Origin of the sequence: Scleromatobacter humisilvae, assembly GCF_023231945.1 — a bacterium.
Taxonomy (GTDB): domain Bacteria; phylum Pseudomonadota; class Gammaproteobacteria; order Burkholderiales; family Burkholderiaceae_C; genus Scleromatobacter; species Scleromatobacter humisilvae.
This window is the reverse complement of record NZ_JAJLJH010000003.1, coordinates 486,768-500,869: the sequence shown is the minus strand read 5'-3', so window position 1 is coordinate 500,869 and position 14,102 is coordinate 486,768. Positions and strand designations below refer to the sequence as shown.

At 68.6% G+C, this 14,102-nt stretch carries 13 protein-coding genes; 10 read left to right on the top strand and 3 right to left on the bottom strand.

Translation table 11 applies throughout. The features are described 5' to 3' along the window. The first annotated feature begins 17 nt into the window (after window positions 1-17). From gyrA to pheA, 3 genes are read left to right on the top strand one after another with little or no spacing between them, the layout of a single operon-like run. Entirely contained in the window at window positions 18-2,672 is a 2,655-nt protein-coding gene (gyrA, locus tag LPC04_RS15405) for a DNA gyrase subunit A (protein WP_275683134.1), read from the top strand. Between the two features lie 4 nt (window positions 2,673-2,676). Further along, the gene (serC, locus tag LPC04_RS15400) at window positions 2,677-3,777 is read left to right on the top strand and encodes a 3-phosphoserine/phosphohydroxythreonine transaminase (RefSeq protein ID WP_275683133.1); all 1,101 of its coding nucleotides are present in this window, start codon (window positions 2,677-2,679) and stop codon (window positions 3,775-3,777) included. Continuing rightward, on the top strand, window positions 3,770-4,873 hold the full coding sequence (pheA, locus tag LPC04_RS15395; RefSeq protein ID WP_275683132.1) for a prephenate dehydratase: 1,104 nt from the start codon (window positions 3,770-3,772) through the stop codon (window positions 4,871-4,873). The genes serC and pheA overlap by 8 nt, the downstream gene beginning before the upstream one ends. Window positions 4,874-4,933: 60 nt before the next feature. Here the strand turns inward: pheA and LPC04_RS15390 are convergent, their stop codons facing one another. Beyond that, on the bottom strand, window positions 4,934-5,506 hold the full coding sequence (locus LPC04_RS15390) for a hypothetical protein (RefSeq protein WP_275683131.1): 573 nt from the start codon (window positions 5,504-5,506) through the stop codon (window positions 4,934-4,936). Between the two features lie 55 nt (window positions 5,507-5,561). Next, window positions 5,562-5,771 (bottom strand): H-NS histone family protein, encoded by a 210-nt coding sequence (locus tag LPC04_RS15385; protein ID WP_420854726.1) that lies wholly within the window; start codon window positions 5,769-5,771, stop codon window positions 5,562-5,564. Between the two features lie 500 nt (window positions 5,772-6,271). On the opposite strand from LPC04_RS15385, the gene LPC04_RS15380 reads away from it, so the two are divergent. The 4 genes from LPC04_RS15380 to LPC04_RS15365 all read left to right on the top strand — a co-directional run bounded on the left by LPC04_RS15380 (window position 6,272) and on the right by LPC04_RS15365 (window position 11,525). Next, entirely contained in the window at window positions 6,272-7,129 is an 858-nt protein-coding gene (locus LPC04_RS15380) for a prephenate dehydrogenase (RefSeq protein ID WP_275683130.1), read from the top strand. Between the two features lie 148 nt (window positions 7,130-7,277). Then, the gene (locus LPC04_RS15375) at window positions 7,278-9,305 is read left to right on the top strand and encodes a bifunctional 3-phosphoshikimate 1-carboxyvinyltransferase/cytidylate kinase (protein WP_275683129.1); all 2,028 of its coding nucleotides are present in this window, start codon (window positions 7,278-7,280) and stop codon (window positions 9,303-9,305) included. 195 nt (window positions 9,306-9,500) lie between these two features. Continuing rightward, complete coding sequence (gene rpsA, locus LPC04_RS15370) at window positions 9,501-11,216, top strand: 30S ribosomal protein S1 (RefSeq protein WP_275683128.1); 1,716 nt, start codon at window positions 9,501-9,503, stop codon at window positions 11,214-11,216. A 6-nt stretch (window positions 11,217-11,222) separates the two neighbouring features. Then, the gene (locus LPC04_RS15365) at window positions 11,223-11,525 is read left to right on the top strand and encodes an integration host factor subunit beta (protein ID WP_275683127.1); all 303 of its coding nucleotides are present in this window, start codon (window positions 11,223-11,225) and stop codon (window positions 11,523-11,525) included. Between the two features lie 83 nt (window positions 11,526-11,608). Here LPC04_RS15365 and LPC04_RS15360 read toward each other — a convergent pair whose 3' ends face one another. Then, a complete protein-coding gene (locus LPC04_RS15360; RefSeq protein ID WP_275683126.1) occupies window positions 11,609-12,181 on the bottom strand; it encodes an alpha/beta hydrolase in 573 nt (190 codons plus the stop codon). A 124-nt stretch (window positions 12,182-12,305) separates the two neighbouring features. On the opposite strand from LPC04_RS15360, the gene LPC04_RS15355 reads away from it, so the two are divergent. The 3 genes from LPC04_RS15355 to LPC04_RS15345 are packed head-to-tail and all read left to right on the top strand — an operon-like array spanning window position 12,306 to window position 14,081. Then, the gene (locus LPC04_RS15355; RefSeq protein WP_275683125.1) at window positions 12,306-12,728 is read left to right on the top strand and encodes an SRPBCC family protein; all 423 of its coding nucleotides are present in this window, start codon (window positions 12,306-12,308) and stop codon (window positions 12,726-12,728) included. Next, window positions 12,725-12,985: a hypothetical protein gene (locus tag LPC04_RS15350; RefSeq protein ID WP_275683124.1), complete on the top strand. Its 261-nt coding sequence runs from the start codon at window positions 12,725-12,727 to the stop codon at window positions 12,983-12,985. Before LPC04_RS15355 ends, LPC04_RS15350 begins: the two co-directional genes overlap by 4 nt. A 7-nt stretch (window positions 12,986-12,992) precedes the next feature. After that, the gene (locus LPC04_RS15345) at window positions 12,993-14,081 is read left to right on the top strand and encodes an aromatic ring-hydroxylating oxygenase subunit alpha (RefSeq protein ID WP_275683123.1); all 1,089 of its coding nucleotides are present in this window, start codon (window positions 12,993-12,995) and stop codon (window positions 14,079-14,081) included. Window positions 14,082-14,102: the final 21 nt, after the last annotated feature.

Genomic DNA, 14,102 nt, shown 5'->3' with positions numbered 1-14,102 from the left:
GCGTCTGTCTGTAGGCCATGACCCAATTTGCCAAGGAAACCCTGCCCATCAGCCTCGAAGAGGAGATGCGGCGCTCGTATCTGGACTACGCGATGAGCGTGATCGTGGGTCGGGCCCTGCCCGACGCACGCGACGGCCTCAAGCCCGTCCACCGTCGCTGCCTGTTCGCGATGCACGAGCAGAACAACGACTGGAACCGCCAGCACAAGAAGTCGGCGCGCATCGTCGGCGACGTGATGGGTAAGTACCACCCGCACGGCGACTCCGCGATCTACGAGACCATCGTGCGCATGGCGCAGCCCTTCTCGCTGCGCCACATGCTGGTCGACGGCCAGGGCAACTTCGGCTCGGTCGACGGCGACAACGCCGCGGCGATGCGGTACACGGAAATCCGCCTCGCCAAGATCGCCCACGAGATGCTCGCCGACATCGACAAGGAGACCGTCGACTTCGGCCCCAACTACGACGGCACCGAGCAGGAGCCGCTGGTGCTGCCGACGCGCCTGCCCAACCTGCTGGTCAACGGCGGCACCGGCATCGCGGTGGGCATGGCCACCAACATCCCGCCGCACAACCTCAACGAGGTCGTCGACGGCTGCCTGCACCTGCTGCGCAATCCGGAGGCGACGATCGAGGAGCTGATGGAGATCATCCCGGCGCCCGACTTCCCCACCGGCGGCATCATCTACGGCGTCAACGGCGTGCGCGAAGGCTATCGCACGGGCCGCGGCAAGGTCGTGATGCGCGCCAAGGTGCACTTCGAGGACATCGACCGCGGCCAGCGCCAGTCGATCATCGTCGACGAGATCCCGTACCAGGTGAACAAGAAGACGCTGCTCGAACGCATCGCCGAACTCGTTCACGAGAAGAAGATCGAGGGCATCAGCCACATCCAGGACGAGTCCGACAAGTCGGGCATGCGCATCGTCATCGACCTGAAGCGCGGCGAAGTGCCCGAGGTCGTGCTGAACAACCTGTACAAGCAGACGCAGCTGCAGGACACGTTCGGCATGAACATGGTGGCGCTGATCGACGGCCAGCCCAAGGTGTGCAACCTGAAGCTGCTGATCGCGATCTTCCTCGAGCACCGCCGCGAAGTGGTGACGCGTCGCACCGTCTACGAGCTGAAGAAGGCGCGCGATCGCGGCCACGTGCTCGAAGGCCAGGCCGTCGCGCTCGCCAACATCGACGAGTTCATCAAGGTCATCAAGGAGTCGCCGACGCCGCCGGTGGCCAAGACCGCGCTGATGCAGCGCAGCTGGGACTCGCCGCTGGTGCGCGAGATGATCTCGCGCGCCGCGGCCGACAGCGCCACCGACAGCAGCGCCTTCCGTCCCGACGGCCTGCCGGACCACTACGGCCTGCAGCCCGACGGCGGCTACCGGCTGTCGGACGTCCAGGCGCAGGAAATCCTGCAGATGCGCCTGCAGCGCCTGACCGGTCTCGAACAGGACAAGGTCTTCGGCGAGTACAAGGACGTGATGACCGAGATCGCCGACCTGCTCGACATCCTCGCGAAGAAGGAACGCGTCACGACCATCATCGGCGACGAGCTGCTCGCGCTGAAGGCCGAGTTCGGCACGACCAAGCTGGCCATGCGCCGCAGCCACGTCGAGCACAACGTGCAGGAGCTCGGCACCGAGGACCTGATCACGCCGACCGACATGGTCGTCACGCTGAGCCACACCGGCTACTTCAAGAGCCAGCCGCTGGCCGAATACCGCGCGCAGCGCCGCGGCGGCCGCGGCAAGCAGGCCACGCAGACGAAGGAAGACGACTGGGTCGACCAGCTGTTCATCGCCAACACGCACGACTGGATCCTGTGCTTCAGCGATCGCGGCCGCGTGTACTGGCTCAAGGTCTGGGAAGTGCCGCAGGGCGGACGCGCGTCGCGCGGCAAGCCCATCGTCAACATGTTCCCGCTGCAGAAGGACGAGAAGATCACCGTCGTGCTGCCGCTGACCGGCCAGTTCCGCACGTTCCCGTCGGACCACTTCATCTTCATGTCGACGGCGCTCGGCACCGTCAAGAAGACCTCGCTCGACGAGTTCTCCAACCCGCGCAAGGCGGGCATCATCGCCGTCGACCTCGACGAGAGCGACTTCCTGATCGGCGCCGCGCTGACCGACGGCAAGCACGACGTGATGCTGTTCTCCGACGGCGGCAAGGCCGTGCGCTTCGACGAGGACGACGTCCGCCCGATGGGCCGCAACGCGCGCGGCGTCAAGGGCATGACGCTCGAGGCCGGCCAGTCGGTCATCGCGATGCTCGTCGCCGAGGACGAGACGCAGAGCGTGCTCACGGCCACCGAGAACGGCTTCGGCAAGCGCACCTCGATCATCGAGTACACGCGCCACGGCCGCGGCACCAAGGGCATGATCGCGATCCAGCAGAGCGAGCGCAACGGCAAGGTCGTCGCGGCCACGCTGGTACGGCCGAACGACGAGATCATGCTGATCACCGACAAGGGCGTGCTCGTGCGCACCCGCGTCAGCGAAGTGCGCGAGCTCGGACGCGCCACGCAGGGCGTCACGCTGATCGCGCTGGACGACGGCTCCAAGCTGTCAGGCCTGCAGCGCATCGTGGAAAACGACGCCAACGTCGAGAACGGCGACAACGGCGCGGATGGCGGCGAAGCGCCGGCCGCCGGCGGCGCCGAACCGCAGGCTTGAAGCGATGACGGATCGGACGCGTCCGTACAACTTCGCGCCCGGCCCCGCGGCGATACCCGATGAGGTATTGCGCGAGGCCGCCGCCGAGATGCTCGACTGGCACGGCTGCGGCGTCGGCGTGATGGAGATGAGCCATCGCGGCAAGGAGTTCATGCAGATCGCGGCCGAGGCCGAGGCCGACCTGCGCGAGCTGCTGGCCGTGCCGGCCGGCTTTCGCATCCTGTTCCTGCAGGGCGGCGGGCTCGGCGAGAACGCCATCGTGCCGATGAACCTGTCGCGCGGCGGGCAGGTCGACTTCGTGCAGACGGGCAGCTGGTCGAAGAAGTCGATCGCCGAGGCGCGCCGCTATGCGGACGTCGCCGTCGTCGCGACGAACTCGGGCAGCGCCGACAGCGCGATCCCCGATCCGTCGACATGGGCGCTGCGCAAGGGCGCGTCCTACCTGCACATCTGCTCCAACGAGACGATCGACGGCGTCGAGTTCCACGCGCTTCCCGACCTCGCCGCGCTCGGCACGGACGCGCCGCTGGTGATCGACTGCTCTTCGCACATCCTGTCGCGCCCGATCGACTGGTCGCGCGTGGGCCTGGCCTTCGCCGGCGCGCAGAAGAACGTCGGCCCCGCCGGCCTGACCATGGTCATCGTGCGCGACGACCTCCTGGGCCACGCGCTGCCGATCACGCCGTCCGCGTTCGACTACAGGATCGTCGCCGACAACGGCTCGATGTTCAACACGCCGCCGACGTGGGCGATCTACGTCGCCGGCCTCACCTTCAAGTGGATCAAGGCCAACGGCGGCGTCGCGGCGATGGATGCGCGCGCGGCCGAGAAGTCGGCGCTGCTGTACGAGGCGCTCGACGCCACCGGCTTCTACGTCAACCGCGTCGCGGCCGCGTCGCGTTCGCGGATGAACGTGCCGTTCTGGCTGCGCGACGAGTCGCTCAACGACGCCTTCCTCGCCGGCGCGAAGGAGCGCGGCCTGCTCGCGCTCAAGGGCCACAAGAGCGTGGGCGGCATGCGCGCCTCGATCTACAACGCGATGCCCGTCGCCGGCGTGCGCGCGCTGGTCGCCTGGCTGCAGGAATTCGAGAAGACCCATGGCTGAGAAAGACGCCCCGAATCCCGAGCTGCTCGCGCTGCGCGTGCAGATCGACGCGCTCGATCGCGAGCTGCTCGCCGCGCTGAACCGCCGCGCCACGCTGGCGCAGACGGTGGGCGAGGTCAAGAAGCGCGAGGGTTCGGTCGCCTTCCGGCCCGAGCGCGAGGCGCAGGTCATCGATGGATTGAAGGCCGAGAACACCGGCCCGCTGATGACCGAGAGCGTGGCGCCGATCTGGCGCGAGATCATGTCCGCGTGCCGCGCGCTGGAGACGCCCACGCGCGTCGCCTACCTCGGCCCGGCCGGCACGTTCAGCGAGGAAGCCGCGCTCGGCTTCTTCGGCTCGTCCATCGTGCGCGTGCCGTGCGCGAGCGTCGACGAGGTCTTCCGCACGACCACCGCCGGCGCAGCCGACTTCGGCGTCGTGCCGGTCGAGAACTCCACCGAAGGCATGGTCGCGCGCTCGCTCGACCAGTTCCTCGTGACGCCGCTGTTCATCATCGGCGAGACCAGCCTGTTCGTGCGCCACAACCTGCTGCGCAAGACGAACTCGCTGGCGGGCATCTCGGCCGTCTGCGCACATCCGCAGGCGCTCGCGCAATGCCACATGTGGCTCAACGACCACCTGCCGCACGCCGAGCGCCGGCCCGTCGCCAGCAACGCCGAAGGCGCGCGCCTCGCGTCGCTGGACCCGACGCTCGCGGCCGTCGCGAGCACGCGCGCGGGCAGCGAATACGGCTTGCACGTGGTCTCGCCCGCGATCCAGGACGACGCCAACAACCGCACGCGCTTCGCGATCATCACGCATCCCGAGCGCCATCCCGCGCCGAAGGCGTCCGGCCACGACTGCACCAGCCTCGTGGTCACCGTATCGAACCGCCCCGGCGCGCTGCACGACATGCTCGTGCCGCTGAAGGCCAACGGCGTGTCGATGACGAAGTTCGAATCGCGCCCCGCGCGGTCGGGCCAGTGGGAGTACTACTTCTACATCGACATCGAGGGCCACCCCGACACCGACAACGTCCGCCACGCCCTCGACAAACTGCGCAAGGCCTGCGGGTTCTTCAAGATCCTGGGCACCTACCCGGTCGACGTGCACTGACGCCGGCCAGGCCAGGACGCCGCCCGTCGCCGGGCGCCATCGTTGCGCCCCTCGGGCGCGTCAGTGCGAACCGGTGATCGAGTGCGACGTGGGGTCGTATCGGCTGAACGACGACGTCGTCACCGGCTGGCCGCCGCGCTTCGGGAAGTCCAGCCGCAGGAGGTAGGTCATCTTGCAGGGTTGGCCGTGGCACACCGCCGGCTTGTACGGCTCGAGCGACAGCGCCGCCGCGATGATGCGGGCCGTCTCCGCGTCCGGCGCGCGGTAGACGGTGACCTCGCCGGCACGCCCCTGCGAGTCGACAACGACGCCGGCGACCAGGGGACCGACCGGACCCGCCGTGTCCGCGTACCGCACCACGGACTTGATCATGTGGCGCAGCCCGTAGAGCGGATAGGGCGGCTCGTCGCCGGCGGGCAGGTTCTCGTAGTCGTCGGCGAGGGCGGCCTTCTGCTGCGGCGTCAGGTCGCCGTAGCGGCCGTCGAAAGGCGTGGCGGAGCGGATGATGTCCTGCGGCACCAGCGAGCCGGTGATGACGTCGCTGATCCGGTACGGCAATTCCTCCGCGCCGGCCGGGGCGCCTGCGAGGAGCGCGAAGGCGGCCAGCGCCAGGACGGCGATGCGATGGTTCATGTCGGACACTCCTTCGCTGCGAGGTTCGGAGAGACGAGCGATGGCGTCGCGGTGCTCAGACCGCGAAGTCTTCCAGCTTGCGGCCCGCGGCCAGCGCCGCGGTGAGCCAGCGCGGCTTGAGGCCGCGGCCCGTCCACTGGTTGCCCTGGTCGTCCTTGTACTTGGCGGCGACCGCCTTGCGCTCGGTGCCATCGAGCTTGGTGCCGGCCTTGCGTCCGCGCGCGGGGGCCGAGATGTCCTCGGACGTCAGACCGTGTTCGGTCATGATCCTGCGAATCTCGTCGATCGCGTCCTGGCGCCCTTTTGAATTCAGTTGAGCGATTTGTCTCTCGAGATCGGCCTTTTGCCGAATCAGCTGCTGCAGGTCTGCCATACCCATCCTTGAGATGTAGGCCGGGTCGAATATGCCCAGTTGCGACGGAGTTTAGCCGCCACGGGAAGTCCCGTGCGCATCGTTCATCCCCCTCGAATGACCTCTCGTCCCGCGTAGATTCGTGCGCGCGTGCCCGACGCCCGGCAGGGTCGAGGCCGGAAGCGTGCGCGGGATGTGCAAAAATTGACTGTTCGACCGTGAATGCGCGGTCATATCACCGCGTTCGTCGACCGCCTCGCCGAATTGGATGTTACTTTTGTAACGTCGTCGGCAACCGCCCCGACCGACGCCATGCCGGCCGTCTTCGGAAATGAAATCCCGCCTCGCGAAATATTCGCGTCGGGTTTGCAGCGGTTCGACATGCTTCGATCTTCAATAGAAAAGATTTCCAGATGTTCAGGCAGCTAGGGCTGATCGGTTGTGGCTTGATGGGCGGCTCGTTCGCCCTGGCGATGAAGCGCGCGGGGCTGGTCAAGCATGTCGTGGGCTATAGCAAGTCGCCTTCGACCGTGATCACCGCGCAGAAGATGGGCGTGATCGACCAGATGGCCGAGTCGGCGCTGATGGCCGTGTCGGGCGCGGACATCGTGCTGATCGCCGTGCCGGTAGCCGCCACCGAGGCGACGCTGCGCGCGATCCGCCACCTCGTGCATCCGAACACGCTGTTCATGGACGTGGGCAGCACCAAGGCCGACGTGGTCGCCGCCGCGCGCCGCGTGCTGCGCGAGCGCCTGCCCAGCTTCGTGCCCGCGCATCCGATCGCCGGCAAGGAAGTGGCCGGCATCACGCACGCCGACGCCACGCTCTACCAGGATTGCCAGGTCGTCCTCACGCCCACCGTCGAGACCGACATGACGCTGATCGAGCGCGCGCGCGCCGCCTGGACAGGCATCGGCGCGCAGGTGCGCGTGATGACGCCCGACGCCCACGACGCCGCGTTCGCCGCCGTCAGCCACCTGCCGCACCTGCTCGCGTTCGCGGCCTTCCTGTCGGTGCAGCACCAGCCCGAGGGCGCGCAGTTCCTCGAACTCGCGGGCCCGGGCTTCCGCGACTTCACGCGCATCGCCGCCGGCGACCCCGCGGTCTGGCGCGACGTGCTGCTCGCCAACAAGGCGCAGGTGCTCGCGCAGGCCGAGCTGTTCAAGACGACGCTCTACAAGTTCGAGTCGGCCATGCGCGACGGCAATGCCGACGTCATCGAGGGCCTGATCAAGCAGGCCGCCACAGGCCGCGCCAACTGGAAAAAGTAGAGATGACGGCCCCCGCGCTCCTCCCGTCGCTGCCCCCCGAGGGGGAGCCCGGATCGGCTCGGATGTGATCCTCGCTTCCCTCGTGCCTGGGCGGGCCTGCGGCCGGCTCACACAGTCAGTCCGACACTGAAACTTTCGCCGCTCCAGCATGTACGCGATCCCCTTCCTCGACATCCCGCCCCTTCGTTCGGCCGCCGGCCGCGTGCGCCTGCCCGGCTCCAAGAGCATCTCCAACCGCGTGCTGCTGCTCGCCGGACTGGCGGCCGGCACGACGGCGGTGCACGACCTGCTGGCCTCCGACGACACCCGCGTCATGCTGGCCGCGCTCGAGGCGCTCGGCTGCGGCCTGCGCCGCGACGGCCCGGTGCTGCACGTCACCGGCATCGGCGGCCAGCTGGCCGCGAAGAAGGCGAAGCTGTTCCTGGGCAACGCCGGCACGGCGATGCGTCCGCTCACCGCGGCGCTGGCGGTGCTCGCGGCGCTGCAAGGCGGCGAGTTCGAGCTGTCGGGCGTGCCGCGCATGCACGAGCGCCCGATCGGCGACCTGGTCGACGCGCTGCGCCAGCTCGGCTGCCCGATCCAGTACCTCGGCAACGCCGGCTATCCGCCGCTGCGCGTGGGCAACGGGCGCCTCGCGAACGTCTCCACGCGCGAGGCCGTGCGCGTGCGCGGCGACGTTTCCAGCCAGTTCCTCACCGCGCTGCTGCTGGCGCTGCCGCTGGCCACGTCGGAGCGCGCGATCACGATCGCCGTCGACGGCGAGCTGATCTCCAAGCCCTACATCGAGATCACGCTGAACCTGCTCGCGCGCTTCGGCATCGACGTCGAGCGCGACGCCGCCGACCCGTACGCCAGCTTCACGCTGCCGCGCGGCTCGCAATACCGCTCGCCGGGCGACATCCACGTCGAAGCCGACGCGTCGTCGGCGTCGTACTTCGTCGCGCTCGGCGCGCTGGCCGGCACCGACGCGCCGGTGCGCATCGAAGGCGTGGGCCTCGACTCGATCCAGGGCGACATCCGCTTCGTCGACGCCGCGCGCGCGATGGGCGCGCAGGTCGACGGTGGCGCCGGCTGGCTGGAGGTGCGCCGCGGCACGTGGCCGTTGAAGGCCATCAGCCTCGACTGCAACCACATCCCCGACGCCGCGATGACGCTGGCCGTGATGGCGCTCTACGCCGACGGCACCACGCGCCTGACCAACATCGCCAGCTGGCGCGTCAAGGAGACCGACCGCATCGCCGCGATGGCCGCCGAGCTGCGCAAGATGGGCGCGACCGTGGTCGAGGGCGCCGACTTCATCGAGGTGACGCCGCCGGCCTCGCCGTCGCACTGGCTGTCCGGCACGATCCGCACCTACGACGACCACCGCATGGCGATGTGCCTGTCGCTGGCCGCGTTCAACCCGCTGGCCGGCGCCAAGCCCGCGCGCGCGGTGCGCATCCTCGACCCGCAGTGCGTCGCCAAGACCTTCCCCGACTACTTCGAAGCTCTTTTCGGCCTGGCCCGGGTCGACGTCGCGGACGTCCCGGTGATCACGATCGACGGCCCCACCGCGTCCGGCAAGGGCACGCTGGCCTCCGAGGTGGCGCGCCGCCTCGGCTACGAGCTGCTGGACTCCGGCGCGCTGTACCGCGCGACCGCGCTGGCGGTGCAGCAGGCGGGCGCCGATCCCGCCGACGCCGCGGCCGTCGCGGCGCTGGCCGCGCAGCTCGACCTGCGCTTCGAGGCCGACCGCGCGTTCCTGGCCGGCCAGGACGTCACCGAGTCGCTGCGGCTCGAGGAGACGGGCAATCTGGCGTCGAAGGTGTCGGTGCATCCGGCCGTGCGCCAGGCGCTGCACGGCCTGCAGCTGGCGTTCCGCCGCCTGCCGGGCCTGGTCGCCGACGGCCGCGACATGGGCACCGTCGTGTTTCCCGCCGCGCCGCTGAAGGTCTTCCTGACGGCCAGCGTCGAGCAGAGGGCCGCCCGCCGGCATAGCCAATTGATTTCCCGGGGCATTCCTGCTAATATCGACAGTCTTCTCGCAGACCTCCGGATGCGGGACGAGCGCGACCAGAATCGCGCCGTCGCGCCCCTGAAGCCTGCCGAAGATGCGGTCTTGCTCGACAACTCCGGCATGTCCATCGACGAAGGCGTCGAGTTCGTGCTTGAAGCCTGGGACAAGCGCCGCATGTAAGCCGGTCGCCGCAAGGCGGCCAACAGCCCACCGTCTGCATCCTCCCCGGCTCGCGCCGCGGATGCGTCGAGCCCGGACTCCCCGTCCGGTTCGGGGCGGTGAATGTTCCACCCTAACCCTGCACCCTCTCCGGGTCGCACACGCCGGCAGCGCTCGCTTCATTCGTCGCCTCACGCCGGCCATCAGGAAAACTCAATGCCCAAGACCCAACCGATCACCGACTTCGCCCCCGATTCCTTCGCCGCGATGTTCGAAGAGTCGCTCAAGAGCAGCGAAATGCGCTCCGGCGAAGTCATCACCGCCGAGGTGGTGCGCATCGATCACAGCTTCGTCGTCGTCAACGCCGGCCTCAAGTCCGAAGCCTACGTGCCCATCGACGAGTTCAAGAACGACCAAGGCGAAGTCGAAGTCCAGGTCGGTGACTTCGTTTCCGTCGCGATCGACGCCGTGGAAAACGGCTACGGCGACACCATCCTGTCGCGCGACAAGGCCAAGCGCCTGGCCTCGTGGCTGTCGCTCGAGACCGCGCTGGAGTCCGGCGACTTCGTCACCGGCACGGTCAGCGGCAAGGTCAAGGGCGGCCTGACCGTCCTCGTCAACGGCATCCGCGCCTTCCTGCCGGGCTCCCTGCTGGACACGCGTCCTGTCAAGGACATGAGCCCGTTCGAGGGCAAGACCATGGAATTCAAGGTCATCAAGCTCGACCGCAAGCGCAACAACGTCGTGCTGTCGCGCCGTGCCGTGGTCGAGGCCTCGATGGGCGAAGAGCGCGCCAAGCTGCTCGAGACGCTGTCCGAAGGCGCGATCGTCAACGGCGTGGTCAAGAACATCACCGAATACGGTGCGTTCGTCGACCTCGGCGGCATCGACGGCCTGCTGCACATCACCGACATGGCCTGGCGCCGTGTCCGTCACCCGTCCGAAGTCGTGACGGTGGGTCAAGAGCTGACCGCCAAGGTCCTGAAGTTCGACGCCGAGAAGAACCGCGTCTCGCTGGGCCTGAAGCAGCTGGGCGACGATCCGTGGATGGGCGTTGCCCGCCGCTACCCGACCAGCACGCGCCTGTTCGGCAAGGTCACGAACATCGCCGACTACGGCGCGTTCGTCGAGATCGAACCGGGCATCGAAGGCCTGGTGCACGTCTCGGAAATGGACTGGACGAACAAGAACGTCGCCCCGTCCAAGACCGTCACGCTGGGCGAGGAAGTCGAAGTCATGGTCCTCGAGATCGACGAAGACAAGCGCCGCATCTCGCTGGGCATGAAGCAGTGCCGCGCCAACCCGTGGGAAGAGTTCGCCGCCAACGTCCATCGCGGCGACAAGGTGCACGGCCCGATCAAGTCGATCACCGACTTCGGCGTGTTCGTGGGCCTGGCGCAGGGCATCGACGGCCTGGTTCACCTGTCCGACCTCTCGTGGCACGAAGCCGGCGAAGCCGCCGTTCGCAACTACAAGAAGGGCCAGGAAGTCGAAGCCGTCGTCCTGGGCATCGACGTCGAGCGCGAGCGCATCTCGCTGGGCATCAAGCAGCTGGACGGCGACCCGTTCGCCAACTACACCTCGGTCAACGACCGTGGCGCGGTTGTCACCGGCAAGGTCAAGACGGTCGACCCGCGCGGCGCGGAAATCCAGCTGAATGACGATGTCACCGGCTACCTGCGCGCCTCGGAACTGACGCGTGACCGTGTCGAAGACGCGCGCTCGATCCTGAAGGAAGGCGACGAAGTCGAAGCCATGATCATCAACGTCGACCGCAAGACGCGTTCGATCCAGCTGTCGATCAAGGCCAAGGACAACGTCGACCAGCAGGAAGCCATGCAGCGCATCTCCTCGACGAACGAGCGTGAGAACGCCGGCACCACGAGCCTGGGCGCCCTGCTGCGCGCCAAGCTGGACGGCGGCAAGGAATAATTGCCGATGACACGGTCCGACCTCGTCAACCAGCTCGCTGAACGCTTCACGCAGATCACCGTGAAGGACACCGAGTACGCGGTCAAGACCGTGCTCGATGCGATGTCCGATGCGCTCGCGCGCGGACACCGCATCGAGATCCGCGGCTTCGGCAGTTTCTCGATCAGCCGGCGCCCGCCGCGCGTGGGCCGCAACCCGCGCTCGGGCGAGCAGGTCACCATCCCTGAAAAGCTGGTGCCCCACTTCAAGCCGGGCAAGGCCTTGCGAGAGGCGGTCGACAAGCAGCTTCCAGCCGTCGACAAGACGTAGTTCCAAAAGGCACCTTCGGGTGCCTTTTTCATTGCAGGGGCGCCGTCGAGGCGCCCTTGTCGTTCCTGGCCCGCGCCCGCGCGTCACGCGCGCGCGAGCGCCCGCACGTCGCGCGCGACGTGCGCCATCCAGCCTTCGAACTGATGGCCGCAGCCGGGCAGGCGATGGATCGTCGCGCCGGGGAACCGTCGCGCGTACAGGTCGGCGTGCGCCGGAGGCACCGTCGTGTCGGCCGAGCCGAAATAGAGCTGCAACGGCAGGCCGGCCAGCGTCTCGGGCTGGACGGGCTCGTCCAGGCGGAAGCCGTCCAGCTTCCAGCCGCCCGCGCCGACGAAGGGCGGGGCCAGCAGCAACACCCCGGGCAGCGCCGCCAGGGCGGCTGCATCCTCGCCCCCGCGCGCCAGCATGTCCGCCACGATGGCAGCGCCGGCCGAGTGCGCGACAAGAAAAGTTGCCGGCGTGCGGTGCAGCGCTGTCGAAATCGCGCGTCGCCAGACGTCGTTGTCAGGAGCCTCCTCGTGGGGCATGTGCGGGAAATGGACGCGAAAGCCGTCGCCCAAGGCGCTGCCCAGCGCATCGGCCAGGGCGCGATCCGCCGCGTGGGCACCGTCGCTGGCGCCCTGGATGAACAGCACGTCGATGCAAGGAGATCTCACGATGGCCTCATGTCTCGAAATCGCCTCGCCGGGGCAGCAATCCCGGCGCCTGCTGACAGAACGTTGTCAGCAGCCCTCTCGTCCAATGCATGCAACGACATCGAGAAGACCAGGAGAGAGACCCATGTGGACAGCCAGCACCAGCATCGACACCACCGCCTCGCCGCAGGCCCTGTGGCGCCTTTTCGAGGACGTCGCGGGCTGGACGGCCTGGAACTCCGGCATCGAGCGCATCACGCTGCACGGCCCGTTCGCCAGCGGCTCGACTTTCGACATGCAGCCGCCCGGCATGGACGCGTTCACCAGCACGCTGCGCGACGTCCGTCCTGATGCGGGCTTCGTCGACGAGACCGTCATCGACGGCACGCGCTTCCTCGTCTCGCACGAGTTGCAGGCGCTGCCATCGGGCGGCACGCGCGTCACCTACACGGCGCGGGTCGAGGGGCCCGAGGCCGCCACGCTGGGCCCGCTGGTCACGGCCGACTTCCCCGAAGTGCTGGCCGCGTTGAAGGCGCGGGCCGAGCGCGACGCCGGGAGCCAATCATGATCGCCCCCGCTCGTGCGCTCCGCGGCCTGGCCAGCGCGGGCTCGGCCCTGATCTGCGGCGCCGCCGCCGACATCGTCCACGAGATCCTGTTCCAGAGCATGTTGACGACCAGCGCCGTGGCGGGCGTGGCCATCGCGCTGGCAAACCTCGTCGTGCGGCAGGTCCGCGGCGGCTCGCTGCGCCGTCGCGCGCGGCGTGGCTGCGCGGCGCCACGGAGGGCAAGCGCCAGTGTCGGCGCGTGCCGGCCGATGGCATGATCGCCGCGTGAATGCCACGTACCACGTCCACCCCGACATCACCCTCGCCCACACGCTGCCCAGCGCGTTCTACCGCGACCTCGCCGCCTACGAGCGCGTGAAGGAACGCGTCTTCGCGCGCAGCTGGCAATGGATCGGCGACATCGAGGACGTCGCGCCGCCCGGCTCGCTGTCGCCGCGCGAGATGCTGCCCGGCGGCCTGGACGAGCCGCTGCTGCTCGCGCGCGACGGCGCGGGGGCGTTGCGCTGCCTGTCCAACGTCTGCACGCACCGCGGCAACCTGCTCGTGAAGGCGCCGTGCCGCGCCGAGCAGATCCGCTGCGGCTACCACTCGCGCCGCTTCGACATGGCCGGGCGCATGACCTTCATGCCCGAGTTCGCCGAGGCGAGGAACTTCCCGGCGCCGTCCGACCACCTGCCGCAGGTGCCGTTCGGGCTCCTGGGCACGCAGGCCTTCGCGGCGGTGAACCCAGCGGCGCCGCTGGACGACTTCCTCGGCGACATCCGCTCCCGGCTCGCATGGCTGCCGCTCGACGACTTCCGGCACGAGCGTTCGCGCGACCGCAACTTCGACATCGCCGCGCACTGGGCGCTCTACGTCGAGAACTACCTCGAGGGCCTGCACATCCCGTTCATCCACCCGGCGCTCAACCAGGTGCTCGAGGCCGACGGCTACGCCTACGAGCTGCAGCGCTACGCGAACCTGCAGTTCGCCCGCGCGCGCGACGGCGAGCAGGCGTTCGATCTGCCGCGCTCGTCGCCGGACTTCGGCGAGCGCGTCGCGGCGTACTACTACTGGGTGTTTCCGAACCTGATGCTCAACTTCTACCCATGGGGACTGTCGGTCAACGTCGTGCAGCCGCGGGGCGTGGATCGCACGCGGGTGATCTTTCGCTCGTACGTGTGGGACGCCGCCAGGCTGGGCGACGGCGCCGGCGGCGACCTCGACCAGGTGGAGATGGAGGACGAGGCCGTCGTGCAGCAGGTGCAGCGCGGGATCCAGTCGCGCTTCTACGACCGTGGGCGCTACTCGCCGAGCAAGGAACAGGGCGTGCATCACTTCCATCGCCTGCTGTGCGAGTTCATGGCGGATTGAGCGCTCGACGGGGCTGTGGCG